General features: G+C 70.4%; 22 protein-coding genes. 9 read left to right on the top strand and 13 right to left on the bottom strand.

Annotated elements, in window-relative coordinates:
* The first annotated feature begins 51 nt into the window (after nucleotides 1–51).
* On the top strand, nucleotides 52–624 hold the full coding sequence (locus tag AB0H43_RS33275; protein ID WP_360005967.1) for a LemA family protein: 573 nt from the start codon (nucleotides 52–54) through the stop codon (nucleotides 622–624).
* Entirely contained in the window at nucleotides 624–1,976 is a 1,353-nt protein-coding gene (locus tag AB0H43_RS33270; protein WP_360005965.1) for a hypothetical protein, read from the top strand. The genes AB0H43_RS33275 and AB0H43_RS33270 overlap by 1 nt, the downstream gene beginning before the upstream one ends.
* A gap of 85 nt (nucleotides 1,977–2,061) precedes the next feature.
* Here AB0H43_RS33270 and AB0H43_RS33265 read toward each other — a convergent pair whose 3' ends face one another.
* Both AB0H43_RS33265 and AB0H43_RS33260 read right to left on the bottom strand, forming a co-directional pair.
* Nucleotides 2,062–4,377 carry a UvrD-helicase domain-containing protein gene (locus tag AB0H43_RS33265; RefSeq protein ID WP_360006044.1) on the bottom strand — a complete coding sequence of 772 codons (2,316 nt, stop codon included), beginning with the start codon at nucleotides 4,375–4,377 and terminating at the stop codon, nucleotides 2,062–2,064.
* Nucleotides 4,378–4,608: 231 nt separating this feature from the next.
* Nucleotides 4,609–5,223 (bottom strand): TetR family transcriptional regulator, encoded by a 615-nt coding sequence (locus tag AB0H43_RS33260; protein ID WP_360005963.1) that lies wholly within the window; start codon nucleotides 5,221–5,223, stop codon nucleotides 4,609–4,611.
* Nucleotides 5,224–5,318: 95 nt separating this feature from the next.
* Between AB0H43_RS33260 and AB0H43_RS33255 the strand changes: the two genes are divergently transcribed.
* Entirely contained in the window at nucleotides 5,319–6,596 is a 1,278-nt protein-coding gene (locus AB0H43_RS33255; protein ID WP_360005962.1) for an NAD(P)/FAD-dependent oxidoreductase, read from the top strand.
* A gap of 51 nt (nucleotides 6,597–6,647) precedes the next feature.
* On the opposite strand, the gene AB0H43_RS33250 is transcribed toward AB0H43_RS33255, so the two are convergent.
* Nucleotides 6,648–8,660 carry a M4 family metallopeptidase gene (locus AB0H43_RS33250; RefSeq protein WP_360006042.1) on the bottom strand — a complete coding sequence of 671 codons (2,013 nt, stop codon included), beginning with the start codon at nucleotides 8,658–8,660 and terminating at the stop codon, nucleotides 6,648–6,650.
* Between the two features lie 373 nt (nucleotides 8,661–9,033).
* On the opposite strand from AB0H43_RS33250, the gene AB0H43_RS33245 reads away from it, so the two are divergent.
* Together AB0H43_RS33245 and AB0H43_RS33240 are read left to right on the top strand one after the other, a co-directional pair.
* Complete coding sequence (locus tag AB0H43_RS33245; RefSeq protein ID WP_360005960.1) at nucleotides 9,034–9,303, top strand: PspC domain-containing protein; 270 nt, start codon at nucleotides 9,034–9,036, stop codon at nucleotides 9,301–9,303.
* 149 nt (nucleotides 9,304–9,452) lie between these two features.
* A complete protein-coding gene (locus AB0H43_RS33240; protein WP_360005958.1) occupies nucleotides 9,453–10,385 on the top strand; it encodes a zinc metalloprotease in 933 nt (310 codons plus the stop codon).
* A 63-nt stretch (nucleotides 10,386–10,448) separates the two neighbouring features.
* Here AB0H43_RS33240 and AB0H43_RS33235 read toward each other — a convergent pair whose 3' ends face one another.
* Both AB0H43_RS33235 and AB0H43_RS33230 read right to left on the bottom strand, forming a co-directional pair.
* Nucleotides 10,449–11,021, bottom strand: coding sequence for a hypothetical protein (locus tag AB0H43_RS33235; RefSeq protein WP_360005956.1), 573 nt, complete (start codon nucleotides 11,019–11,021; stop codon nucleotides 10,449–10,451).
* A 5-nt stretch (nucleotides 11,022–11,026) separates the two neighbouring features.
* A complete protein-coding gene (locus tag AB0H43_RS33230; RefSeq protein WP_360005954.1) occupies nucleotides 11,027–11,632 on the bottom strand; it encodes a DUF4396 domain-containing protein in 606 nt (201 codons plus the stop codon).
* A gap of 80 nt (nucleotides 11,633–11,712) precedes the next feature.
* Here AB0H43_RS33230 and AB0H43_RS33225 point away from each other — a divergent pair, with 80 nt between their 5' ends.
* Nucleotides 11,713–12,321, top strand: coding sequence for a class I SAM-dependent methyltransferase (locus tag AB0H43_RS33225; RefSeq protein WP_360005952.1), 609 nt, complete (start codon nucleotides 11,713–11,715; stop codon nucleotides 12,319–12,321).
* Here AB0H43_RS33225 and AB0H43_RS33220 read toward each other — a convergent pair whose 3' ends face one another.
* The 5 genes from AB0H43_RS33220 to AB0H43_RS33200 all read right to left on the bottom strand — a co-directional run bounded on the left by AB0H43_RS33220 (nucleotide 12,322) and on the right by AB0H43_RS33200 (nucleotide 16,818).
* Nucleotides 12,322–13,350 carry a suppressor of fused domain protein gene (locus tag AB0H43_RS33220; RefSeq protein WP_360005951.1) on the bottom strand — a complete coding sequence of 343 codons (1,029 nt, stop codon included), beginning with the start codon at nucleotides 13,348–13,350 and terminating at the stop codon, nucleotides 12,322–12,324.
* 94 nt (nucleotides 13,351–13,444) lie between these two features.
* A complete protein-coding gene (locus AB0H43_RS33215) occupies nucleotides 13,445–14,188 on the bottom strand; it encodes a DUF3152 domain-containing protein (protein ID WP_360005949.1) in 744 nt (247 codons plus the stop codon).
* Between the two features lie 61 nt (nucleotides 14,189–14,249).
* The gene (locus tag AB0H43_RS33210) at nucleotides 14,250–15,053 is read right to left on the bottom strand and encodes a DUF4097 family beta strand repeat-containing protein (protein WP_360005947.1); all 804 of its coding nucleotides are present in this window, start codon (nucleotides 15,051–15,053) and stop codon (nucleotides 14,250–14,252) included.
* Nucleotides 15,050–15,697: a response regulator transcription factor gene (locus AB0H43_RS33205; RefSeq protein WP_360005945.1), complete on the bottom strand. Its 648-nt coding sequence runs from the start codon at nucleotides 15,695–15,697 to the stop codon at nucleotides 15,050–15,052. The genes AB0H43_RS33210 and AB0H43_RS33205 overlap by 4 nt, the downstream gene beginning before the upstream one ends.
* On the bottom strand, nucleotides 15,685–16,818 hold the full coding sequence (locus AB0H43_RS33200; RefSeq protein WP_360005944.1) for a sensor histidine kinase: 1,134 nt from the start codon (nucleotides 16,816–16,818) through the stop codon (nucleotides 15,685–15,687). The genes AB0H43_RS33205 and AB0H43_RS33200 overlap by 13 nt, the downstream gene beginning before the upstream one ends.
* A 123-nt stretch (nucleotides 16,819–16,941) precedes the next feature.
* On the opposite strand from AB0H43_RS33200, the gene AB0H43_RS33195 reads away from it, so the two are divergent.
* The 3 genes from AB0H43_RS33195 to AB0H43_RS33185 all read left to right on the top strand — a co-directional run bounded on the left by AB0H43_RS33195 (nucleotide 16,942) and on the right by AB0H43_RS33185 (nucleotide 19,738).
* Nucleotides 16,942–17,391: a GNAT family N-acetyltransferase gene (locus tag AB0H43_RS33195; RefSeq protein ID WP_360005942.1), complete on the top strand. Its 450-nt coding sequence runs from the start codon at nucleotides 16,942–16,944 to the stop codon at nucleotides 17,389–17,391.
* A gap of 45 nt (nucleotides 17,392–17,436) precedes the next feature.
* Nucleotides 17,437–18,120, top strand: coding sequence for a DUF998 domain-containing protein (locus AB0H43_RS33190; protein ID WP_360005940.1), 684 nt, complete (start codon nucleotides 17,437–17,439; stop codon nucleotides 18,118–18,120).
* A 124-nt stretch (nucleotides 18,121–18,244) separates the two neighbouring features.
* On the top strand, nucleotides 18,245–19,738 hold the full coding sequence (locus AB0H43_RS33185; protein ID WP_360005938.1) for a hypothetical protein: 1,494 nt from the start codon (nucleotides 18,245–18,247) through the stop codon (nucleotides 19,736–19,738).
* Between the two features lie 70 nt (nucleotides 19,739–19,808).
* On the opposite strand, the gene AB0H43_RS33180 is transcribed toward AB0H43_RS33185, so the two are convergent.
* The 3 genes from AB0H43_RS33180 to AB0H43_RS33170 are packed head-to-tail and all read right to left on the bottom strand — an operon-like array spanning nucleotide 19,809 to nucleotide 23,685.
* Complete coding sequence (locus AB0H43_RS33180; RefSeq protein WP_360005936.1) at nucleotides 19,809–20,774, bottom strand: serine hydrolase domain-containing protein; 966 nt, start codon at nucleotides 20,772–20,774, stop codon at nucleotides 19,809–19,811.
* On the bottom strand, nucleotides 20,774–23,293 hold the full coding sequence (locus AB0H43_RS33175; protein WP_360005934.1) for a DUF4132 domain-containing protein: 2,520 nt from the start codon (nucleotides 23,291–23,293) through the stop codon (nucleotides 20,774–20,776). The genes AB0H43_RS33180 and AB0H43_RS33175 overlap by 1 nt, the downstream gene beginning before the upstream one ends.
* Complete coding sequence (locus AB0H43_RS33170) at nucleotides 23,293–23,685, bottom strand: hypothetical protein (RefSeq protein WP_360005932.1); 393 nt, start codon at nucleotides 23,683–23,685, stop codon at nucleotides 23,293–23,295. Before AB0H43_RS33170 ends, AB0H43_RS33175 begins: the two co-directional genes overlap by 1 nt.

Here is a 23,685-nt window from a genome sequence, read left to right as displayed (position 1 = left end):
GCGTCCGCGAGGACGAACGGACCCTTGCGGGGACTGTCTACAACAGGCTTCATGAAAGCCATGTCCCCCGGTGTGATCATCGGCGTCGTCGCCGCGCTGCTCGTCGTCCTGCTCGTCGTCTGGTTCGTCTCGGCGTTCAACCGGCTCGTCCGGCTGCGCAACCAGGTCCGCGCCTCCTGGGCGCAGACCGACGTGCAGCTCAAGCGCCGGCACGACCTCATCCCGAACCTCGTCGAGACGGTCCGCGGCTACGCCGATCACGAGCGCGGCACGTTGGAGGCGGTCGCGCAGGCTCGGACGGCCGCGATGGCGGCGCAGGGGGTGGCCGGGGCATCGGCGGCCGAGGGCGCGCTGACCGCGGCGCTGGGCCGAGTCTTCGCGGTGGCGGAGGCTTATCCGCAGCTTAAGGCGGATCAGAACTTCCTGGCGCTGCAGCGGGAACTTTCCTCCACAGAGGACAAGATCGCCTACGCCCGGCAGTTCTACAATACCGCCGTGCAATCGCTGAACAACGCCGTCGAGTCGCTGCCGACCAACCTCGTCGCCGGCGCCACCGGGTTCCGGACAGCCGAATTCTTCGAGGCCGCGGGGGCGGAGCGGGGTCCGGTCCAGGTCCGGTTCTGATGAACGTCCACCTCCTCGACGCCGGGTTCGCGGCGGCGGCGACCGCTGCCTGGTACGGCGCGTTCGCGCTGGCCCGGCTGATCACGCGGCCGCGTGGCGTCCACGCCGCACCGTCCACACCAGACCTCGGCACCGAACCCCCGGCGGTCGTCAGCCTCCTCGCCGCCGGGTGGGAGATCACCGAGGACGCGGGCGAGGCCACGCTCGTCGACCTCGCGGCCCGCGGCCACCTCGAGCTGCGCCAGCCCGGCGACGATCCACTTCAGACAACCATTCATGTACGCGAAGAGCCGGACACCGGATTACTGCCGTTCGAGCGGCAGATCCTCGATCGCGTCAAGCAGCTCGCGCACGGGGGCGTCCTGCCGGTGTCCGCGTTGACCTTCCGCGACCAGGGTCAGGCCCAGTCGTGGGACAAGCGGCTGCGGGGCGCGATCGTCGCGGAGGCGCGCCGCCTCGGGCTGTCCCAGCGGCGTTTCCCGCCCGCCCTCGTGACCGGGCTGATGGTGCTGGCGGCCGGAGCGTCCGTGGTGATCGCCTGGGCGGTCTTCCATTGGCTGTCCTTGCAACCCGCCGAGGGCGGGGGAGACAACACCGGTGGTGCGGTCGGGGCGGCGATCGCGGCCTTCCTGATCTCGCTCGGCGTCTTCAGCTCGGCCGCCGCCGCCGACCAGGGCGAACGGGACACCCCGGCCGGTCGTGAGGTGGCCGCCCGGTGGCTCGGCGTACGCGGATGGCTGCGCGGTCATGAGGCCTTCGCGGATCTGCCGCCGTCGGCGGTGGCGGTGTGGGATCGGTATCTGTCCTACGGGGCGGCGCTCGGCGTGAACCGGGTCGTCACCGGCGTCCTGCACCTCGGCCTCGGCGACCGCAAACGCGTCTGGTCCTCGTTCGGCGGCGAATGGCATCGCGTCCGCGTCCGCTATCCACGGCTGTGGCCCCGGTACGGCAAGCCCACCGCCCGGCTCGTCCGGCAGGGCGTCGTCACGCTCGGGATCGGCGTACTGCTGATCTGGGCGCGGGACCGCGTCGACGTGCCCTATGCGGACGACGTCCTCGTGGCGGTGGGGATACCGCTGGCGCTGCTGGGTGCGTACAAGCTGATTCGCACGATGCTGGACCTGGCGATCACCCGGACCTTCGACGCGCAGGTCTTGTGGGTGGAGCGATGGACCGGGACCGTCCTGGGCAAGGACGACCCCGACCGGTCCTACCTGGCTGTGGACGACGGCTCGGGGGACCGGACGGTGGCCTGGGCGCGGCCGTCGGGGCTGGGCGGGCGGCCCGGCGACACGGTACGCGTCACCGTCCGCCCGTGGAGCCGCCGCGTCGTCGCCCTCACCGTGCTGTGAGCTCGCCCTCGCGCGTGATCATTGCGCCAGCCATGCTGCTTCACGCGACGAAATGTCCGTTGATACAGCATGGCTGACGCGATGATCACTGCAGTTCGGCCGGGAGGGCGCCGGGCGCGAGTACGCCGAGGCGGTTCGTCGACCGGGTGAGCGCGACGTAGAGGTCGCTGAGCCCGCGCGGCGACTCGGCGACGAGGCCGCCGGGGTCGGCGACGATCACGGTGTCGAACTCCAGGCCCTTGGCCTGCCGGACGGAGAGCACGACAACGTCGGCGTCCAAATCGGACTTATCGCCGACGGCCACGCCCCGCACCGCTTCGGCGATCGCGTGACCCCAGGTGGACAGGCGCGTCGCCGGGACGAGGACGCCGACGCGCCCGCCGTCGACCAGCTTGGCCTCGGTCTCGACCGCGCGGGTCAGCTCGCCGACGAGGGCATCGTCGTCCACAGTGGTCAGCCATGGCTGCTCGCCGCTGTCGCGCACCGAACGCGGCACCGGCATGGTGGGGTCGATGGCCGCGAGCACCCGGCTGGCCAGCGTCATGATCTCCGACGGCGTCCGGTAGTTCACCGTCAGCTCGGTCAGCCGCCAGCGGTCGGCGACGTACGCGCCCAGCACGTCCTGCCAGGAGGTCGCGCCACCGATGACGCCGGTCTGCGCGACGTCCCCGACGACCGTCATGGACCGGCTCGGGCAGCGGCGCATGAGCAGCCGCCACGCCATCGGCGACAACTCCTGGGCCTCGTCCACGATGATGTGCCCGTACGCCCAGCGCCGATCCGCCGCGGCGCGCTCGGCCGCCGTACGCCGATCGATCTCCTCCTGGCGTTCGCCGAGGCGGGACGCGTTGAGCAGGTCGGCCGCGGTCAGCAGTTCCGGATCGATCTCGTCCTCGAGGTCGATGGAGCGGGAGCCGTGCAGGATCTGCAGCGCGCCCGCGGCGTATGCGTCGAGCTGCCGGCGGGTCCGTTCGGCGAGCGCGCGGGCGTCCCGGTCGTCCTCGCCCAGCAGTTCGGCCGCCTCGTCCAGCAGCGGCACGTCGGCCGGCGTCCAGGCGTCGCCCTGCGACCGGTAGAGCTTGGCCCGGTCCTCGACGGGGAGACTCGTGGCGGCCGTCGCCAGCCGCTCCGCTGAGCCGAGCAGGTCCGCGACCAGCCGCTGCGGGCTCAGGATCGGCCAGCACCAGTCCAACGCCGCCTGTACGCCGGGCTCCTCGCGCAACTCGCGGCGGAACTCCGCCAGATCGGCCTCCTCCAGCAGCAGCGGATCGCCGGGCGCGTCGTTGCCGCCGAGCGGGTCGTCGGCGTACGGGTCGGTGCCGATGTCCTCGGCGAGCTGCATGGACAGCGCGTGGATGACCTCGGTGTCGAAGGTGTCCCGGGCCAGGTTGTGCGGCTTGCCGGTCGCCCGGGCGGCCGCCCGCGCGTCCTCGGCCACCGCCCGATCGAGCCGCAGCACGGTCCGGCGCAGCGAATCCTGGTCGATCACGATCTCCAGGTAGTCGTCCGGCACTCGCTGCCGATCGCGGACCGCCTGGGTCAGCACCTCGGCCAGCTGCGGCCGGCCCTTGATCTCGGCGACGGCGTCGGTCTCCTCGTGCCCGGCGTGGACGCCGGGGAACAGGTCGGCCTGCGTACGCAGGAGGACCCCCGTCTCCGCCAGCGACGGCAGCACGTGGGCGATGTAGCGCAGGAACGTCGCGTTCGGGCCGACGACGAGCACGCCCCGGCTCGACAGCTCCCGTCGGTGCGTGTAGAGCAGGTACGCCGCCCGGTGCAACGCGACGGCGGTCTTACCGGTGCCGGGACCGCCCTGGACGACGAGGACGCCGTTGAGATCGGCCCGGATGATGCGGTCCTGCTCGGCCTGGATCGTCTCGACGATGTCCCGCATCCGGCCCGTACGCTTCGCGCCCAGTGCGGCCAGCAGCACCGCCTCGCCGGTCAGCGACTCGTGCGGGTGCTGGTCGCCGTGGGCCGCCTCGGTCAGGTCGAGCACTTCGTCGTCGACGGCGATGACGTCCCGGTCGTGCGTCCGGATGTGCCGGCGACGGCGTACGCCGTCCGGCGCGGCCGCGGTGGCCAGGTAGAAGGGCCGGGCCGCCGGGGCGCGCCAGTCCAGCAGCAGCGGCTCGAAGTCGTTCTCCTCGTCGAAGATCCCGATGCGGCCGATGTGCCGGGTGGTGCCGGCCGGGTCGGCGTCGTCCGGTGCGGCCAGGTCCAGCCGGCCGAAGACCAGTCCACTCTCGACGGCGGCGTACTGGGCCTGCTGCTCGGTGTGCATTCCGACGACGCTTTCGCGCTGCGAGCGCTCCTGTTGCGTGCCGCCGGTCTGCCGCAACGCCGCCGCCAGCCGCTCATCGGCCTGTTCGCGCAGCTCGTCGAGGTGGCCGTAAAGCATCGTGACGACCGCCTGCTCCTCGGCGACCGGGTCCGTCTCCGGGGTGATCTGAGTCGCAGTGGCGGCCTTTTCGGGCGATGGGCTTGACAAGTGGCGCTCCCGTGGCTCTAATGGCATAGGCGGCGTTGACGGATGCCTTGCTTTGCTGTGCCGTGACGCACGGCCTCAAGGTGTAGAGCCTAGCGATCCGCTGGCCTGCTCAGCAACTCATCACTCAAGATGCTCGACTCATCACTCAAGATGCTCGACGATGCGTCGCAGTTGCTCCGTGTAAGCGGCCAGGAATTCGGGCGTGCCGGCGTCCAGGCCGGTCAGCTGCCGGGCGATCTGCGGCAGGAGGATCGGCGCCATCGTCGCCGAGAAGAGCACGAGTAACACATACGCCGGGTCGAGGTCGGCCGCGAGCTCCCCGTCGCGTTGCCGTCGCCGGACATCGTCGACGATCGCCTGGAAGTAGGGATCCGGCCCGGATCCGTCGTCGGCTCCGGTCTCGCCTCCGCTGGTCAGCCCTTGCCAGGCGAGCAGCCGAGCCCAGGCGCGGTTGTCCAGGTTCATCCGCACGAAATTGCCGACCACCTCGTGGATCGGCATGTCGGGCTGGTTGCCGGGGCCCGACTGCTCCGGCCAGCGACCGACGACCGCCCGATAGAGGCCCTCCTTGCCCTCGAAGTAGTACGAGATGAGCTGCTGGTTCACCCCGGCTCGGCTCGCGATGGCGCTGATCCGGGCGCCGGCGTACCCGTGTTCGCCGAACTCCACGAGGGCGGCGTCGAGGATGCGCTCCCGGGTGCGCTCGGGGTCGCGCTTGCGCTCTTCGGCGCGAGGTGATCGGCGTGGCTGGCTCATGGGGGGAGGGTAACCGATGTGACTGTGTCATATGACTGTCTGATCTAATCAAACAAACACTTGAAACTGCCATGCGTTCGGTCAATACTGGCCGCATGAACAAGACGGTCATGATCATCGGCGGCGGCATCGGCGGATTGGCTCTGGCGCACGGCCTGCGTCGAGCGGGCATCCCGGTCGCGGTCTACGAGCGGTCCCGCACGCGTACCGAATGGCTGCAGGGCTACCGCATCCACATCAACCCCCACGGCTCCCGGGCGCTGCACGACTGCCTGGAGCCGCCCGCCTGGCAGGCCTTCCTCGACACCGTCTCGACCGGCGACGGCGGTTTCGGCTTCACCACGGAGCGGTTCCAAAACCTGCTGCACATCTCGCACGACGACATCGCGGTTTCGCCCGACCCGGCAGAGCAGCACTACGGCGTCAGCCGCATCTCACTGCGCCAGGTGCTGCTGTCCGGGCTCGACGACGTCCTGCACCTCGGCAAGACCTTCACCCACTACGAGACCACGGCGGACGGGCGGGTCACGGCGTACTTCGAAGACGGCTCCAGCGCGACCGCGGACCTGCTCGTCGGGGCCGACGGCGCCAATTCACGCGTACGCAAGCAGTTGCTGCCGCACGCCGACCGGATCGACACCGGCGTGACCGCCGTCGCGGGCAAGCATCGGCTCACCGAGGCCGCGCTGGCCCGGCTGCCGCAGCAGCTGACCAGGGACGCCAATCTGGTCATCCCGGCCGGCCGGGGGAACCTCTTCACCGCCGTCTGGCGGCACGATCGCCGGACCGTCGCGCCCGACGTGAGCCTGCCCGAGGGTTTCCTGCTCGACAACACCGCCGACTACACCTTCTGGGCGTACGCCGACGCCTCGGCGCAATTTCCGTCCGATATGGAGGATTACACCGGCGAGGCGCTGACGAAGCTGATCCTCGACCGGACCCGAGACTGGTCGCCTGAGCTTCGGGAGCTGATCGGCGGCTCCGACCCGGAGACGGTGAACGTCGTCCGCATCCGGTCGGCGACGCCGGTGGACCCGTGGCCGACCGGTCCGGTGACGTTGCTGGGCGACGCGATCCACAACATGACGCCGATGGCGGGCATCGGGGCGAACACCGCGCTGCGGGACGCCGATCTGTTGCGGCGTCGGCTCATCGCCGCTCAGCGGGGACGGGTGACGCAGCACGACGCGGTCGCGGAGTACGAGCGCCAGATGCGCGATTACGGCTTCGCCGCGGTCAAGCAGTCGCTGCGCAACGCCCGGCAGGCCGCCAGTGCCCATCGGTTGGGGCGCACGATGTTCCGGACCGTGCTGCGGGCGGTGAGCGCGGTACCGCCCTGGAAACGGCGATTCGCCCGCTCGTTCGGCAGCTGAGCCGGACATGAGGATGGCCCGGCCGAACCCGGCCGGGCCATCCTCACCTGGTCAGGACAGGGTGATCGCCGTGTCGTCGATGACGAACGACGTCTGCAGCGAGGAGTCCTCGGTGCCGGTGAACTTCAGGGTCGCGGTCCCGCCGGCGTACGCCGAGATGTTGACGGTGCGCAGGACGTAACCGGCCGCCTTGTTGAGGTTGGAGTAGGTCGCCACGCTGGCGCCGTTGACGGTGACCGTGAGCTTGTCGTACTGCGTCGACGTGGTCGTCTCGGCCGTGTCGATGTGCAGGTAGAAGGTCAGCGTCGCCGTGCAGCCGGCCGGAATCGAGACGGCCTGCTGCAACGTGTCGGTGTGCGTGGTGCCATAACCGTCCAGCCAGGCCTTGTAGGTGCCGGAGTGCGACGGCTGGCTGGTGCTGCTGTCGATGACGCCCGAGGTGGCCGTCCAGTTCGCCGAGCCGGACTCGAAGCCGGGGTTGAGCAGCTTCTGGCCCGAGCAGGTGCCGCCGGTCGGGGTCGGCGACGGGCTGCCGGTGGCGGTCGGGGACGGCGACGGGGTGCCGCCGGTGCAGGTCGGGTCGGCCGACTGGGCCGGCACGCTCACCGCGTCCCACGCGGCCTTGGTCTTGTTGAACAGACCGCAGGTCGCGTCGAGCGCCTTGGCCGCCGTCAGCGTCCAGGTGCGGTACTTCAGGTACGAGCTGGTGGACGTCTTCATCAGCATCGCGTTGTACATGATCTTCGTGGCGGTCTGGATGCCGACGCCGACCAGGCCGGACGAGCCGTTGCAGGTGCTGCTCGTGGGCTGGCCGTTGGTCGGGTTCGTGCCCTCGGCGAGCAGGTAGAACCAGTGGTTGCCGGGGCCGGCCGCCGCGTGCACCTCCTCGCCCGGGATGCTGCTGGAGTAGCAGTTGTCGTCACCGGCGAGCGACGGGTTGTACATGTATCGGATCGGGCCGCTGCCGACGAGGTTGATCTCCTCGCCGACCTGGTAGTCCCGCGGGTCGTTCGGGTTGTTGGCGTACGCCTCGGTGGCCGCGCCGAAGACGTCGGCGACGAACTCCTGGGTGTTGCCGTTGGAGATGCCACCGGGGGTGGTGTCGTCGATGCCGTGACCCAGCTCGTGGCCCACGACGTCCGCCGAGCTGATCCAGTTTCCGGCGGTGTTCTTGCCGATCTGGACCTGGGTGCCGTCGTAGTACGCGTTCTGGTCGTTGAGGCCGACGCGGATCGGCCAGGCGCCGCCCGAGCCGTTGAAGCCGTTGCGGCCCAGCCAGCTGCTCAGCATGGCCTTCTCCTGCTGCGCGACGTAGAGCGCGTCGACGCAGCCGGTCTCCTTGTTGGTGCCGACGCCATTGCCCCAGACATCGTCCGAGCCGCTGAACGTCGTGTTGGTCGACGCGTCCTGGCACTTCAGAGTGGTCATGGAGGGATCGGTCATCGAGTAGGTGCTGCCGGACAGCGTGGTGTTGATCGTCACCGAGCCGTTGATCCAGCCGGTGCCGGAGCCGTTCATGACCCGCTCGCGGGTCTTCAGCACGGCGCCGGTGAGCGCGTCCACGTCGACGGTGAGGCGGCTGACGCCCTCGGCACTCGTGCCGCGGACGGTCGACTCGTACGCCAGGCGCGGCGCGCCGTCGAGCGCGTAGACCACCAGGTCCGTGGACTCGACGCCGGAGACCGTCTTGAGCTGGCCCTTGGCCACCTTCTCCGCCTGCGCCTTGGTCAGCTTCGGGGTCGTGGACAGGCCGTTGATGGCCTGCTCCTGAGCCACCGAGGTGGCGGTGACCTGGCCGTTGGCGTCGGTCACGATGACGAAGTCGCCGCCGAGGACGCGCAGGTCGCGGTAAGTCCGCTCGTAGGGCACGAACTGAAGGCCGGCCGAGGAGACGACCGACCGCTGAACGAACTTGTCCTCGCTGCCCGCGTGCAGGAAGGCCGGCTTGCCGGCCACGAGGCTCGCCGCCGAGTTGGCGGCCAGTGCGGAGGCGGCGGCCGGGGTTACGGGCGCCGGGGTTGCGGGCGGGCTGACGGCGGTTGCCGCGGTTGCCGCGACCACCATGCCTCCGACCGCGATCGCCGCGCTTATGGCGAGGCGTTGGGTGTTCTTCACGGATTCCCTCTCGAAAGCGTCGGGGTGGGGGTAGACATCCGTTCGGCCGATGTCCTGTCCACCGATCGCCAACAAATGGCAGATTCCTATCAATGAATCTGATGCGGCGTCAAGAGGGTGGTCAGTAACTTTCGATCAATCGCCGACCGACATCGGCGTACCGCTGGGCCGACGTCGAGCAGATGACAGGATTGTCATCTGGCGGATGTCCTCCGGGCCAACCCTGATGTCGCGAATCGGGGCCTGACCAGGGGCGAGCCCCGATGTCCGCCGCGCCGCCGGGCGAGATGCTGGTGATACCACGAAGACAAGGGGGATCACCATGGAGACCGTCCACGCGTCCATGCGCCAGGAGGGACTCGTTCGCCCACGCCAGGGTCGCCTGCTCGGCGGCGTCTGTGCCGGCCTCGGCCGCCGTTTCGGCCTCGACCCGTGGCCCGCGCGGCTGCTGTTCGTCCTGATCCTGCTCGTCATCCCGGGCAGCCAGATCCTGATCTACCCGATCCTGTGGATCCTGATGCCGTCGGAGCAGACCGCGACGGTCACCGTCACTCCGGCCGGCCCGGTCCCGCCGGCGGCCCCGACCGTCTGAGTGGGTTCCCGGCCCGTTCCCAGCCAGCCGCAATAGACACTTAACAGTGTCTGATATTTCAATGTGTCAACTTTCGTCTTACGCTCCTCCTCATCGATGGACGTGGCTCCGCTCACCCCGCGGAGCCACAGGGGAGGAAGAGGTAAGGCATGCACATCCGGCGAATGATCAGTGCGGCCGGGCTCACCGCGATGGCCGCCGCGGCCGTGCTGACCGGCGCGCCCGCGGCCCTCGTGGCGGCCGCACCCGGCGCCAGCTGCTACGACCCGGCGGCTGCCGGCACCGCCGACGCGCGGTCCCGCAACGGTTCCGCGGCTCGCCACGACCCGAACGACCTGACCGCGGCCCAGGTGGCCGAGCGCGAGAAGGACTTCGCCGCCCGCGTGTCGGCCCGCCGCGCGACGGCCGACGCCGGCCTCCAGGCCGTCATCACGATCCCCGTGGTGTTCCACGTGATCAGCGAAGACGGCACCCAGGCCAACGGCAACATCCCGGACAGCTGGATCACCAACCAGATCGCCGTCCTCAACGCCGCGTACGCCGCGAACACGTCGTTCCAGTTCTCGCTGCAGTCGATCGACCGCCGGACCAACGCGTCCTGGTACCCGATCGTGTACGGATCGTCCACCGAGAGCGCGATGAAGGCCGCGCTGCGGACCGGCGGCGACGGTACGCTCAACATCTACACCGGAGCCCTCTCCGACGACCTGCTGGGCTGGGCGACCTTCCCGACGGGCAGCATCGGCACCTACGACGGCGTGGTCATCCTCGACCAGTCGCTGCCGGGCGGCAACGCGACCAACTACAACCTCGGCGACACCGCGACGCACGAGATCGGCCACTGGCTGAACCTGTACCACACGTTCCAGGGCGGTTGCAGCACGACCGGGGACAGCGTCTCGGACACCCCACGCGAGAAGTCGGCGGCCTACGCCTGCCCGACCGGACGGGACACCTGCTCGCAGTCGGGCGTCGACCCGATCCACAACTTCATGGATTACACCTACGATTCGTGCATGTACGAGTTCACGGCCGGGCAGGCGACCCGCATGCTGAACGCCTGGAACGCGTACCGCGCCTGAGGTGAACCACCCCTCGCTCGAACGCCGGCCCCGGCCCGCACCGCCGGGGCCGGCCCTCTGCCGTCACCTTGACGGGCAGCCGCTGTAGGGGACGTCGCCGAGATCGCCGAACCCGCCGGCGAGGTCCTGCTTGGCGACGCCCGCGCCGTCCAGGTACGCCACCGTGAACCGAACCGGATACGGTGCCGGGCACTCGTCGAGCACGTCGAAGGTGGTCGACAGCCAGACGGTGGCGCCCGGCGCGACCCGAAGTTCGACGGCGGCGTCGGGGGCCGAAAGCTGCCCGCACGTGCCCCAGGTGGCGCCGACCTGGCGTAGCCCGCCCAGCGGCAGATCGACCTGAAGTCCTTGGAACACCGCCTCGCCGCCCGGATTCCGCACCTGTACGCCGACCTGCAGCCGGTTCCCGTTCTGTGCCGAGCAGCGAGCGCCCGTCGTCTCCAGCGAGCCGGCCGGCTCGGCGGACGGCTGTGGCTGTGTCGTCTTCCCCGTTCGATTGTGGAGCTGGTAGCCGAGTCCGATCCCGGCGGCGAAGGCGAGCACGGCGACGACGGCCGTCACCCCGAGTCGTCTCCGGGATGGCGGCCGTTCCGAGTCGATGACGTCCACGCGTTCACCGTCCACTCGATCGCCCATGATCGTCAATGGTACTGGTGCACCACCGCGTGCCCCTTGCCCCGCGAGATCAGCCAGCGGTTCACCGGCGTGGTCACGAGGAACGCCACCAGCAGCGAGAACGCGAGCGCACCCCAGAACAGCGCACTGGTCAGGCCGGCGTCCATCGCACCCGGCACGGTCACCATCACGGTGTTGTCGAGGATCTCCATGACGGCGATCGACACCGTGTCGGCCGCCAACGCGACCTTCAGCGCCGTACGCCAGTCGACCCCGGCCCGCAGTACGCCGCGCATCGTCAAGGCGTACCCGAAGACGAAGGCCAGGGCCACCGAGAGCGCCACGGTCGCCGCGTTGTGCAGGCCCAGCGCCGTACCGAGGATCATGCCCAGCACCTCGCCGATGGCGCAGCCGAGCAAGCAGTGCAGCGTCGCCTGGATCGCCATCGACCAGGGCACCCGCCCGCCGGATCCACCGTGCATCCCGTGCATCCCGTGCCCGCTCTGCGCGTCATGCATGCCGTGGGCGCTGTGATCCATCTGGTGGTGCTCGTGACCGGCGTGCTCCTGAGCGGCGGGCTCGTGACCGGTGTGCTCCTGAACAGCGTGGTGCTCGTGACTGCTGTGGTCCATGGTGTTCCTCCCTGTGTTCAGGAGGGAGCTTATACCCCCGGGGGGTATGTGGCCAGTGTGGCGACCGCCACCCTGGGATGATGGACACCGCACAGCACTGGCGGCGGACCTACGACACCAAGGGCGTCGACGAGGTCAGCTGGTACCAGACCGATCCGGCCGTCTCGCTCCGTCTGCTGACGGCTGCCGGGCTGAGCCCGGCCAGCCGGGTCCTCGACGTCGGCGGCGGCGCGTCCGTCCTCGCCGATCGGCTGCTCGACGCGGGGATCGGCGACGTCACCGTCCTCGACATCGCCGACAGCGCGCTCTCCGCTGCGCGTACCCGTCTGGGCGAGCGAGCCGGCGCGGTCACCTGGCTGGTGCGGGACGTGCTGGCCTGGAACCCCGAGCCGCGCTACGACCTCTGGCACGACCGCGCGGTCTTCCACTTCCTCACCGACCCGGCCGATCGTGACCGTTACCGGCGCGTGCTGGCCGCGGGCCTCGCCCCCGGTGGTCACGTCGTCATCGGCACGTTCGCGGCCGACGGGCCGCAGTCGTGTTCCGGCCTGCCGGTCGCCCGCTACGACGCCGACCAGCTCGCGGCGCAGTTCCCCGGCTTCGAGCCGATCGAGTCCGCGCGCGAGGAGCACCACACGCCGTGGGACTCGGTCCAGCCGTTCACCTGGCTCGTCCTGCGTCGTCGCTGATCAGCCGATCTCCTCGACGACCTCGCCCTCGGGGTTGCGGATGAACGACTTCTCGATCTCCACGAGCAGTCGCCCGAGCTGATACCGCCCGGCCTTCGGCTGAGCGATCCGGGCGAACTCCGCCGCTTCGCCCGGCGAGAGGAAGACCTCCAGCACGCCGTCGTTCTCCTGAGCCCGGAAGGCGTCGGCGGCCCGGAACCCCACGGCGCTCTCCGCCGACTGCACGAGCAGCCCACGCCCATGACTCACCCTCGCCGCCACCAGCCGGGCGATCCGCGGCGCGGCGTTCGCGCCCAGCCGGACGACGGTCACGTCACCCTCGTGCCGCCACGCCACGACGTCGGTGAAGATCCCGCCCGTCGACGACCCGTCTCGGCGTACACCTTCCTCGATCGCGGCGGCGACCTGCGCGTCATCGGTCAGGCTCGCGCGGCTCAGGTCCGTCACGAGATTCGGAAGATACGCCGAAAGCACGCTCAGCAGCCGGGCGGCGTCCCACAGCTCGACGGCGGCGTACTCGTCGAGGGTGATCCCGACGATCTGCAGAAACCGCACCGTCCCATGTGGAGTGTCGATGACGCCGAGCTCCCGATCGTCGGCGAAGGTCGCCGCCCGGATCAGCGTCGCCGGCCGGTCGACGGCGATCGGCCCGTTCAGATTGATGTGGTGACCGGGCTCGAAGACGTTGCCCGTCGTGAAGACGTATCGGGCCAGGTTCTGCAGGAAGTTCAGCGCCCACATCGGCGGCTCGTCCTCGTCGGCCGCCCGAGCCAGGCGGAACGTGAACTCGAAGCCCCAGCCGGAGACGGCCGGATCGTCGGACTCCTTGGCGTACAGCTCCGACATCCCGTAGGTCACGAAATGCCAGTGGTCCTCGCGGCGGTAGACGCTGACCCCGTCGAGCGGATCGTCACCGCCCAGCGACCACTTGAGCAGGGTCCCGTAGTGCAGCGGCTCGATCTCCGGGTAGAGCGGCGCCAGCGCGGCGTCGATCGCGTCCCAGCCCGGCGAGAGGTCGGTGTCGGTCATGAGCGGCCACTCTACCCGTGATGATCCACATCCCGGCGCGTGTCGAAATCGTGCCCGGAACCGACACGTTTCGGGATGTGGATCGCGATCCGTCCTATCTGGTCGTCGGATGGGGCCAGGGATTGGCGAGACAGCCACGAAGGCCCAGCGTCTGGGTCTGCATGACCGGCGCGGGGCGGCCGGCGCCAGGGCAGGGCAGGTGGCCGTGCCCGAGTTCGTGGCCCACCTCGTGGTTGATGACGTACGCCCGATAGACGGCGAGCGGCGTACCGGCCGAGGTGTAGTCGGGGACGGCGAGCCGCCAGCGGTCGTAGTTGATGACGACGGCTCCGCTGCGACGGCAGGATGTGTAGGGAACGCCGCCGACGCGGATGTTCACGCCGCCCGCCCGGCACAGCCGGTACGCGGTTTCCCGGGTCGCGAGGTAGATCGTGAAGTCGGCCGGAGCGGCACCGGGTACGCGCTGGAAACGGTGCTCGTGGTCGCCGATCCAGCTGCGCCGGTCGCCCAGCGTCTCGTCGATGGTGCGGCTGAAGTCGCCCAGCCCGTCGGCGACGGTGGTCTCGACGGCGACGTGGAAGCGGCGAAGTCGCCCCGCGTCGCCGAGCAGCGGCCCGGCCGACGCGTCGATCGTGAACGTGCCGCTGCCACTGGCGGGGATGGGCGCCGGGCGGTGCGGTTCGGTGGAATGGCGGATCGGGGCGAGGGGCGGCGTCGGGTGCGCCGAGGAGGGCGCGCTGACCGGCGCGGGCGCCGCTGCCGGCCGAGTGAGGAGGATGGCGGCAGCGGCGGCGATGACGGCGAGTATCAGTGCGGTGACGGTGGTACGAAGCCTCACGCGAAGACGATAGCCCGATGACGATCAAGAACCTGTGAAGGCGGACCGGCGCGGCCGGGTGTCAGGCGAGGCGTACGCGGACGTCCCCGGCGACCGTCTTCACGTGGATCTTCGCCGCCGCGCCCGATGTCGAGTGAACCTCGGTGTCGAGGTCGCCCGAGGTGCTCTCCAGACGCACCTCGTACGCCGTCGCGTCGCGGGGCACTGTCACGGTGACGTCCCCGGAGACGGCGGTGATGTCCACGGAGGTCGGCGGCTTCGTGTACGCCGCTCGCACGTCACCGGCGGTGGTCGCGGCGGTGAGCGTACCGATGGATGCGTCTTCGAGCGTGATGTCGCCCGACGTGGCCTGGACGTCGAGCTGGTCCGCCCGCATGCCGAAGACGCGGACGTCGCCCGAGCTCGTGCGGACGCGGGCCGGGGCGGTGAGCCCGTCGAGGCGCACGTCGCCCGAGCTGACCTGGATCTGCAGCTGGACCGCGGGCGGCACCTCGAGCATGTAGTCGACGCCGCAGCCGGACCCGAAACCCCAGCGCGGGCAGTCGAAATCGATGGTGAGCACGTCGCCGTCCCAGGTTTCGTGGATCGTCGGGCTCTGGGTGGTCCAGTGCAAGGTCCGCTGTACGCCGACCCCGGTCGCGCCGGTCTTGGCGCGGACGGTGACGTCGCCCGCTTCGACGTCGTCGAAGACGATGCGGGAGACGGCGCGGTCGTAGCGAGCGCTCTCGACGACCCGGTTGAGGCCGGTGCCGCCGACGACCGCCCACGCGATCCCGGCGCCGACGAGGACGACGAAGACGGTCACGAGGCCGCCGACCGCGAGCCAGCGACGCGACGGGCGAACGGTTTCTGGTGCGGTGGTCACGGGGAAACCTCCAGGAAGCGCAGAACGGCGAGGACTCGGCGGTGGTCGCCGTCGGCCGGCTGCAGGTCGAGTTTGGTGAAGATGCTGTTGACGTGCTTCTCGATCGCGCTGTCGCTGACGAACAGCGCGGCGGCGATCGCGGAGTTCGACCGGCCCTCGGCCATCAGGGCGAGCACCTCCCGTTCCCGGGGAGTGAGCCGTTCCATCGGGTCGCGGTGGCGGCGTACGAGGAGTTGGGCGACGACCTCGGGATCGAGCGCGGTGCCGCCCCCGGCGACCCGGCGGAGCGCGTCGAGGAAGTCGGCGACGTCGGCGATCCGGTCCTTGAGCAGGTAGCCGACCTTGCTCGGCGGGCCGGACAGCAGCTCCGTGGCGTACCGTTCCTCCACGTATTGGGAGAGCACCAGGACGGCGATCTCCGGGAACTGCCGACGAAGGACCAACGCCGCCCGCAGACCCTCGTCCGTGAACGAGGGCGGCATGCGTACGTCGAGGACGACGACGTCGGGCCGGTGCTCGCCCACCGCCTTCAAGAACGACTCGGCGTCCCCGGCGGTCGCCGCGACCTCTATGCCGCTCGCGGTCAGCAGGCGTACGAGGCCTTCGCGCAGCAGCACGGAATCCTCACCGATCACGACTCGCACGGCAGCTCCACCTCGATCACCGTCGGGCCGCCGGCCGGGCTGCTCAAACGCAGGGTGCCGTCGACCGAGCCGACTCGCTGGGCCAGGCCGCGTAGGCCGCTGCCATCGGCGGGGTCGGCGCCGCCCCGGCCGTCGTCGGCGATCACCACCGCCAGCCTGGAACCGGTTCGGCGGATCGTGACCGTGATCGCCGTCGCGCCGGCGTGCTTGGCGACGTTGGTCAACGCCTCGGCCACCACGAAGTACGCCACCGCCTCGATCGTCCGGGAAGGACGGTCCGGCACGTCCACGGTCAGGCGTACGGGAATGGGGGAGCGCGCGGCGATCCCGGACAGCGCAGCGTCGAGCCCACGATCGTCCAGCACCGCCGGATGCAGGCCGCGGACGAGCTGCCGCAGCTCGGACAATGCGAGCTTGGCCTCGTCGTGGGCGTCGGCCAGCGCCTGGGCGGCCCGGGGATCGGTGTCGGTCAGAGTGGCTCGGGCCAGACCGAGGTTCATCGCCAGCGACACGAGCCGCTGCTGTGCTCCATCGTGCAGATCCCGCTCGATCCGGCGGCGTTCGGCGTCGGCGGCGTCGACGACCTCCGCCCGGCTTTCGGCCAGCGCGTCGACGCGTACGGAGAGCGTCTCGGCCCGGCTGGGCTGGAGCATCGTCCGGGCGAGGAAGAGTTCCAGCCGGGCGAACTGGCCGGCCGCCACGAATCCGAGGATCAGCAGCAGCCCGGCGAGGACCGCCACGATCGTGGTGACCACCGAATCGGAGTACTGCAGCCAGCCGGTCGAATCGCGCGGCACCACCCAGCCGAAGCTGAGCCAGATCGCCCCGAGCATCGCCACCGACCAGCACACGATCACGGCCGCCGCCGAGATCAGCGACAACGGCGCGGCGAGCAGACCGAACGCCAGCTGCCGGCGTACGCCTTGACCCTGGGCCGGCGGAATCAGGCGTATGCCGAGCAGAGCGGCATAGCGCCGCCGATGCCACCCGGCGACGAACGGGCCGATGACTCGAGGCCAGAACGCGCCCGCCACTGCGATCACCGCGAAGCCGGCGAGGCCGATCGGGGGACCGGTGACGACGAGGACGGCCGACCGCCAAGCCCTCAGAAGTGCGCGCATGCGACCACGGTAGAGATCGGGCGGCCGGGGCGCGATGGCGTAGACCTCCCCAGCGGGGGTGAGGCTAACCCCACCCCTGTCTCGCGTTCTGTAGCACGGCGGGCGCTGCCTACCGTGACAGCCATGACCGACGTTGAGATCAGGACGGCTCAGGAAGACGACGTGCCCGCCGTCGTGGCGGCCTACGAATGGCTGTTCGCCCCGCCCGGATCGCCGCCGCCGAGCTGGGACCCCGAGGTCGCGGCCGACCGCGTACGCCACGCGATCGCTTCGGACGACAGCACCGTCCTGATCGCCGTCGACTCGGAGGTCGTCGGGCTCTGCACGGCGTACGTGGACATCCTGTCGGTCCGGTTCGGCCGGCGGTGCTGGGTCGAAGACCTCGCCACGCATCCGGACCGGCGATCGCAGGGGCTGGGGACGCTGTTGCTGGACGCCGCCTGCTCCTTTGCGCGTACCCGTGGGGCGACTCATATCGAGCTGGACTCCGGCGATGCGCGAGTGCGCGCGCACCGTTTCTACGAAGCGCGGACGCCGAGTTGGACGGCCCGGAGCTTCGGCTGGGTGCTGTAGTCAACTTTGGTTGACGGTCGAGTCCGCGTCAACTACGGTTGACACATGACGACGACCCTCACGCTCGTCGGCGCGGCCACCCCGGATCGCCCACCCGCCCCGCCGAACCGCCTGCTGACCTGCGGCCTGATCGCCGGGCCGCTGTTCGTCCTCGCGTTCGTCGTGGAAGGAGCGTTCCGCGACGGCTACGACCCGATGCGGCACCCGGTCAGCTCCCTCGCCCTCGGCCCGGGCGGCTGGCAGCAAGTCATGAACTTCCTGGTCTGCGGCGTGCTGACGATCCTGTTCGCGATCGGTCTCCGACGCAGCCTCCGTCCAGGCCCCGGCGCGCTGGCCGGCCCACTGCTCGTCGGCGTCTGGGGCCTCGGCCTCCTCGGCGCCGGGCTGTTCGCGACCGACCCGGTCGGCGGCTACCCCACGACCGCGACCGGCGACAGCTGGCACGGAACCCTCCACGACCTGCTCTCGGTCGCGGCCTTCGCCGGCCTCGCCGTGGCCATGCTCTTCTTCGGGTACGCCTTCGCCCGCCGACAGTCACCGGTGCGCGCGATCTACTCCGTGCTCAGCGGAATGACCCTCCTCGTGCTGTTCGTCCTATCCGGGCTGGGATTCGGCGAGAATCCGTCGCTTATGGAGACTGCCGGGCTGTGGCAGCGGCTGTCGATCGCAGTCGGCTGGCTCTGGGTGTTCCTGCTGGCAGTACGCCAACGCCGCCACCCGCGTACCTGATCGGGCCGGCGAATTCGGTGGACGCCCTTGCGACGATGTCCTGGTGAAGGGCGTACGCGATCGGTTGCTGGCCTGGGTGCGGCGAGGGCCGCTGTCTTCGCCGGTGTCCGACTACCCTCTCGCGGTGACGGACGGGGAAGCCGTTGCCAGAGACGTCCGCCAAGCCGGTGACGCCGTCCACCTCGGCCTGGCCCGGGACCTCATCGCGATCAGCCGCGACGGCACAGTACGCGATCGGACGGTCGTCGTCGCGGCACTGCGGGCGGCGTCGGCCCGCTTCTGGTCGCGGCTGGACGAAGAGCTACGCCGAGCGTGGCAGAGCGCACCGGTGTGGTCGCGGGCCTTGGCCGCCCGGCTGGTCGAGGGCGAGGACGATCTCCTGCGGTTGACGATGGCGGCGGGCCACCCGTCCGGCTACCTTCGCGAAGCGGCGACGACGCTGCTGGCCACCACTCCAGATCCGCTGGCGGTCACGGTGCTCGCTCTCCGGTCCGGCGACTGGGTTCCGGCCGTCCAGGCAGCCGCTCGCGCGGCGCTGGCCACCCGGCTTCCGGCGATGCCGGTCGCTGAGCTTTCGTCCCTGGTGGACGCGGCGTTCCAGCTGGACCGGCGGGCGCCCCACGAATGGCTCGCCGAGGCGACTCGGGCGCGACTCCGATCGCTCTCGGCGCTCGAAGTGCAGGCCGTCCTACCGGTACGCGCGCACCGGGCGCGGCGGGCCGCGTACCACCTGCTGATCGAAGCCGGTCAGCTCACGACCAGTCAGCTGATCGCGGCGGCAGCGGCCGACCCGGATCAGACCGTCCGGGCGATGTGCGCACGGGCGGCGATGGGCGGGACCATAAGCCTGACCGACCTGCGCCACCTGGCCGCTGGACGGACGGCGCTGGTCCGGGCGGAAGCGGTGCACGCCTTGGCCAAGCGAGGGGACCTCGCCGCAGCCGAAGCGCGGCTCGCCGACCGGAGCCTGATCGTTCGAACCGTGGCCCGAAACGTGCAGCGGAGTGCCGGTGTCGACGTGCCAGCCCGCTACCGCGAGCTGGTGGACACGGCAACCCCCACGGTCGGCGCGATCGCCGGGCTCGGTGAAGTCGGCGATCAACGAGACGCCGCCCACCTTCGCCAGTGGCTGGACCACCCGCAGGCGCGTATGCGATCGGCCGCGATCGCGGCGCTTCGCCGAATAGGCGTTGTCGACCCGGCGGAATTGCTGCCGATGCTGCGCGACTCTTCGCCCGCAGTGGTGGCGCAAGCTAGGACGAGCCTCCTCCGGATCGCTGCTCAGCTCGACGGCGACCACCTTCAGAAGCTGGTTCGGCCGGAGAATCCCGCGTTCACCCGGTTCGCCGCCTACCGCCTGCTGGCGACGGCCAACGTCTGGCAGCGGATTCTCCTGGACCTGCGGCTGTACGCCGACTCCGACGATCGCCTGCGCCGGACGGTCCAGGCAGATCTCGCCTCCTGGCTGAATCATGGGGCCAGCACGACCTACAGCATGCCCACACCGGCGCAGGCGCAGGAGATCGACCAGCTCATCGCGGATCTGTGGCCGGTGCTGGGGGAGCGGCTGGCGCTGCTGCTGCGCTTCCACGCGGGGATTCGACTCCAGTCGCCGTGATCATGGTCATTTCCATGCTGCTATGGCGACGTGGAAATGACCCTGATCATGAAGGTGGGCGTCGATGGCTTCAGCCGCGGGCGGCGGGACCGCTGAGGAAGGCGAGCACCTCGGCGCACCAGGCGTTGAACGCCGGCCGGGTGTCGCGATGCGGGTGGATCCGGTTGCTGAGGATCACCACGCCATACCCGTACGCGGGCTCGAACCAGATGCGGTGACCGACGAACCCGGAACAGCCGTAGGAGCCGGGGCCCGGACGCGGCCCGCCGAGTCCCCGCGTCGGGGGCAGCCACCAGCCGAGCCCGAACCGCTCGCCGTCGGCGTTGCCCGACCAGCGTTGGCGGGCGGCGTAGTGGAGTTCCGGGCTCACGACGCGATCGGCGAACCAGGCGCGGGCGGCCGCGGTGACGAGGTCCACCGTCCCGAAGGCCCCGGCGTGCCCGGCCACCCCGCCCATCGCGTACGCGTTTTCGTCGTGCACCTCGCCCACGATGATCCGCTGCCGCCACTCGCAGTGCTCGGTGGCCACCGCCGGTTCGGCCACCGGCCCGAATCGCAGTCCGGATCGCGCGGCGCCCAGCTCGGGCAGCTCCGGCCCGAGGGCCGCACCGAGCAGCAGGAAACCCAGGTCGCTGTAGACGGCCTCCGCCCCTGGTGGACGATCGAGCGGGGTCGTCAGCGCCCGCGCCACGATGTCGGGGTCGCCACGATAGAAGGGGACGGTGGCCGGCAACCCAGCCGTGTGGCACAGCAGCTGGCGTACGGTCGCCGAGGCGACGGGATGGCCTGCCGACGGAGGCCAGACTTCGGACAGCGGCGCGTCGAGGTCGAAGCGTGCGAGCACCTCGGGCAAGGTGACCAGCGTCTTGGTCAGGCTGGCCAGATCCCACCAGGTTTCCGTCGTGACGGGGCGGCCGGTGGTCAGGTCGGCCACCCCGCGCAGCCGCTGATAGCGGATGGTGTCGGCGTCGAAGACGGTCAGCGCGACGGCGGGCATCGGCGCCGCCGCCAGCAGACGATCGAGCTGCTCCTGCATCACCGCAACGCTAGCTGACGCGTGATGGTCGGGTCGGTGATCGTGGTGTCCTTGGCCAGCATCAACGCCTTGCTGAGGATGACGGCGAGCACCCGGTCGCCCTCGAACGGCAGGAACACGTCGGCTGGACCGCCTGCCGCCTGCTTCGGCACGATGCAGAGGTACTGGTCGTTCGGCGTCATCAGGATGTTGCCGGAGCCGAGGTGAATCTTGTAGCTGCGCAGCTCGCCGCGGACGACCAGGAACCGGCCCTCGATGTGCGCGCGGTCGGCGATGGCCAGCCGCGGCACGAGCCGCTCCAGCATCTCGCGGCGGGTCTGTGCGGTGCCGCTCAGCTCGCCGAAGCTGTAGGACTCCCAGTATTCCCGGAACCGGCCGTCCGGCCCGCCGTCGGACCAGGTCGGATCGTTGCCGACGCTGGCGACGCCGACGAACAGGTCGACGTCGCGCAGCACTTCGCTGAGCACGAGGGGCGGGATCTCGTTGAGCGGCAGCGGGTCGGTCGGCTGCGCCTCCTGACCGACCCACTGCTCGTAGCCGCCGCCGCCCGCGTGCGCGTGGTTCGCCGGCGCGCCGGTCGGATAGAACCGCACCTGGTCGGTGGCGAGGCGAAGGTAGGCGCCGGACTCGGTGGTGTCGGTCTCCCAGTTCTCCCCGGCGCCCTCGATCCAGAACTCGGCGCGCAACCCCCACTGCGGCAGGTCACGGCTCGCCGGCTCGTAAGTGTCGTCGACCATCATCCGCAGCTTGTTGCGCCAGCCCCGGGCGGCGGTCAGCGCGTGGAACTGGTGCTGCCGCAGAATGTGCGCGGCGAATCGGTTCGAGTAGACTCGCGTGTTCTCCTCGGCCGCCGTCAGGAGGTAAACCTCGCGGTGGGCCTGCTTGAACGGCTGGGTCACGCGCCGCGTCTCCAGCCACGCGCGCCACGCCAGCACCTCGTCCACGTCCCGGTCGATCGGGTGCCAGAGCCGCACCTGCTCGCCGGTGACCGGCTTTCCCTCGAGCGTACGCAGAGAGCCGTCCGCGAACGCGCAAGCCGTGTCGTCGACCAGCCAGATCAGGCGTCGCGCCAGCGTGCCGACCAAGGGATGGTCGAGATAACGCTCGCGCCAGGCGTCGAACGGCCACACCCGCCGGGCGAGGAACTGCCGATCGAGGCGCTCGGCTTGAGCCGACAGCATCTTGTCGACGTCTTTGACGGCCGCCTTGAATTCGGCCAGCTCTTCGGCGAACTCGGTCTTCACCGCGGCGGGCGGCGACTTCACCGCCTTCCCAGCGCTGTTGAGCCAGCTGACCGTCCCGCTCGCGGCGTCCAAAGTGGCCGTCGCATCGCCGAACCTCTCCACGCGTACGCCGACGCCGGTGAGGCCGTAGGTCGGCACGGCCAGTTCCTCGACCTCGTCGCGGGACAGGCCGAGCGCCTTCGCCCGGTTGTCGAGCGCGGCGTTGAGTTCCTTGAGCGTGCCCTTGTAGGTGACCCGGGAGGCCAGCCGGGCGATCTGGGCGAGCGCGCCGTCGGACGGGATGCGGGACAACGCGTAGACGGAGGCGTTGGCGACCTTGGGATTACGGGGGCCGATCCCGGGCGCCTTCTTCAACGCCGTCTCGACGAGGTAGCCCAGCACACGAGCCGTCTCCGGATGCTCGGCGGCGTCACCGACGGCCAGCAGCCAGATCAAGCCACGCAGCGTGGTCGCGTTGTACGGGTCGAAGGCCTCGTTGACATCCGGCTCCCACTGCGAACGGGCGAGCCGGATCGTCCGCGCCCGGCCGACCAGACCGAGCCACTCGCGCAGCCGCGGGCCGGGTTCGCCCACCGCGTCGAGCAGTACGCGCCCGGCCGTCTCCCACTTGGGCGACGGCTTGGCACTGGTGGCGGTGGTCGCGTGGCGAAACAGGGCGTACCAACGCTCCGCCTCGGCGGGCGGCAACGCGGCGACATCGGCCAGCGCGCGGTCGGCCCACGGTTCGCCCACGTTGAGCGCCGGGAGGTCGGTCAGCTTGTCGAGCAGGGGAGCCAGCTCCTGAGCCGAGTTCCAATAACCGTGAACCGTCGAGCGCCGGATGACCGCGAGCGCCTCCGGGGGCAGCGGCCGGCCCGCCGCGAGGACGCGTTCGGCGAGTTCCCGCAGCTGGTCGCCGCCGAAGTAGGTCACGTGCCGGGCGCCGAAGGCCAGCGCGATCTCGGCGTCGTCCGGATCCTGGCTGATGGTGTAGGGCTTGACCAGCTCGTGGAGCAGTGCGGCGAGAATGCCGCGCTGGCCGGCGTCAGACACCTCGACAGACCGATCGAGCAGCGTCATCAGCAGTGCGGGCATCTTCTCCGGGGTGAGCCGCCGCAACGACTGCCGGGCATCGGCTTGGCGCTGGGAACGGTGCTTGCCCCGGCGGTCGTCGTCGGCCTCGGCGAGGCGGGCCGACCAGGCCATCGTCTCGTCGGCCAGTGCGTCCACCTCGCCGGAGCGGGCGAGCGCCGCCAGATTCTTGACGTGGTCGGCCAGGTCAGTGGGCACAGCCATCAGCCACCGACCAGCGGCACGAGCTTGAGGAAGGTGATCTGCGTGCCCCGGGACAGCTCGACGACCGCCTCGGGGTCGTCCACCTGACGGTCGTCGATCAGGACGACGAAACCGTTGCGGGAGAAGGCCTCCAGCGCTTTGGTCGCCTGTTCCTCCGGGTCGACGCGGCGAGGCTCCTTGAGCTTGAAGCCGTTGAGCGTCCGCTCGGTGCCGGTCGGCTGCACGAGACCGCGGAAGACGTCGCCGCCCTTCGCGTTGTGCTCGGCCACCTCCTGGAACACCCGGCGGCGGATCACCTCGCGCAGCGGCAGGCGCTCCTCGAAGATCTCCAAGTGCCACGCGGTGCTGCGATCGCCCGCGGTCGTCTCGTCGACGAAACTCACCATCGCCAT

This window comes from Hamadaea sp. NPDC050747, from assembly GCF_040654195.1.
In the GTDB taxonomy this organism is placed as follows: Bacteria; Actinomycetota; Actinomycetes; order Mycobacteriales; family Micromonosporaceae; genus Hamadaea.
Note: the sequence above shows the minus strand (reverse complement) of the source record. Positions and strands in the feature narration are given on the sequence as shown.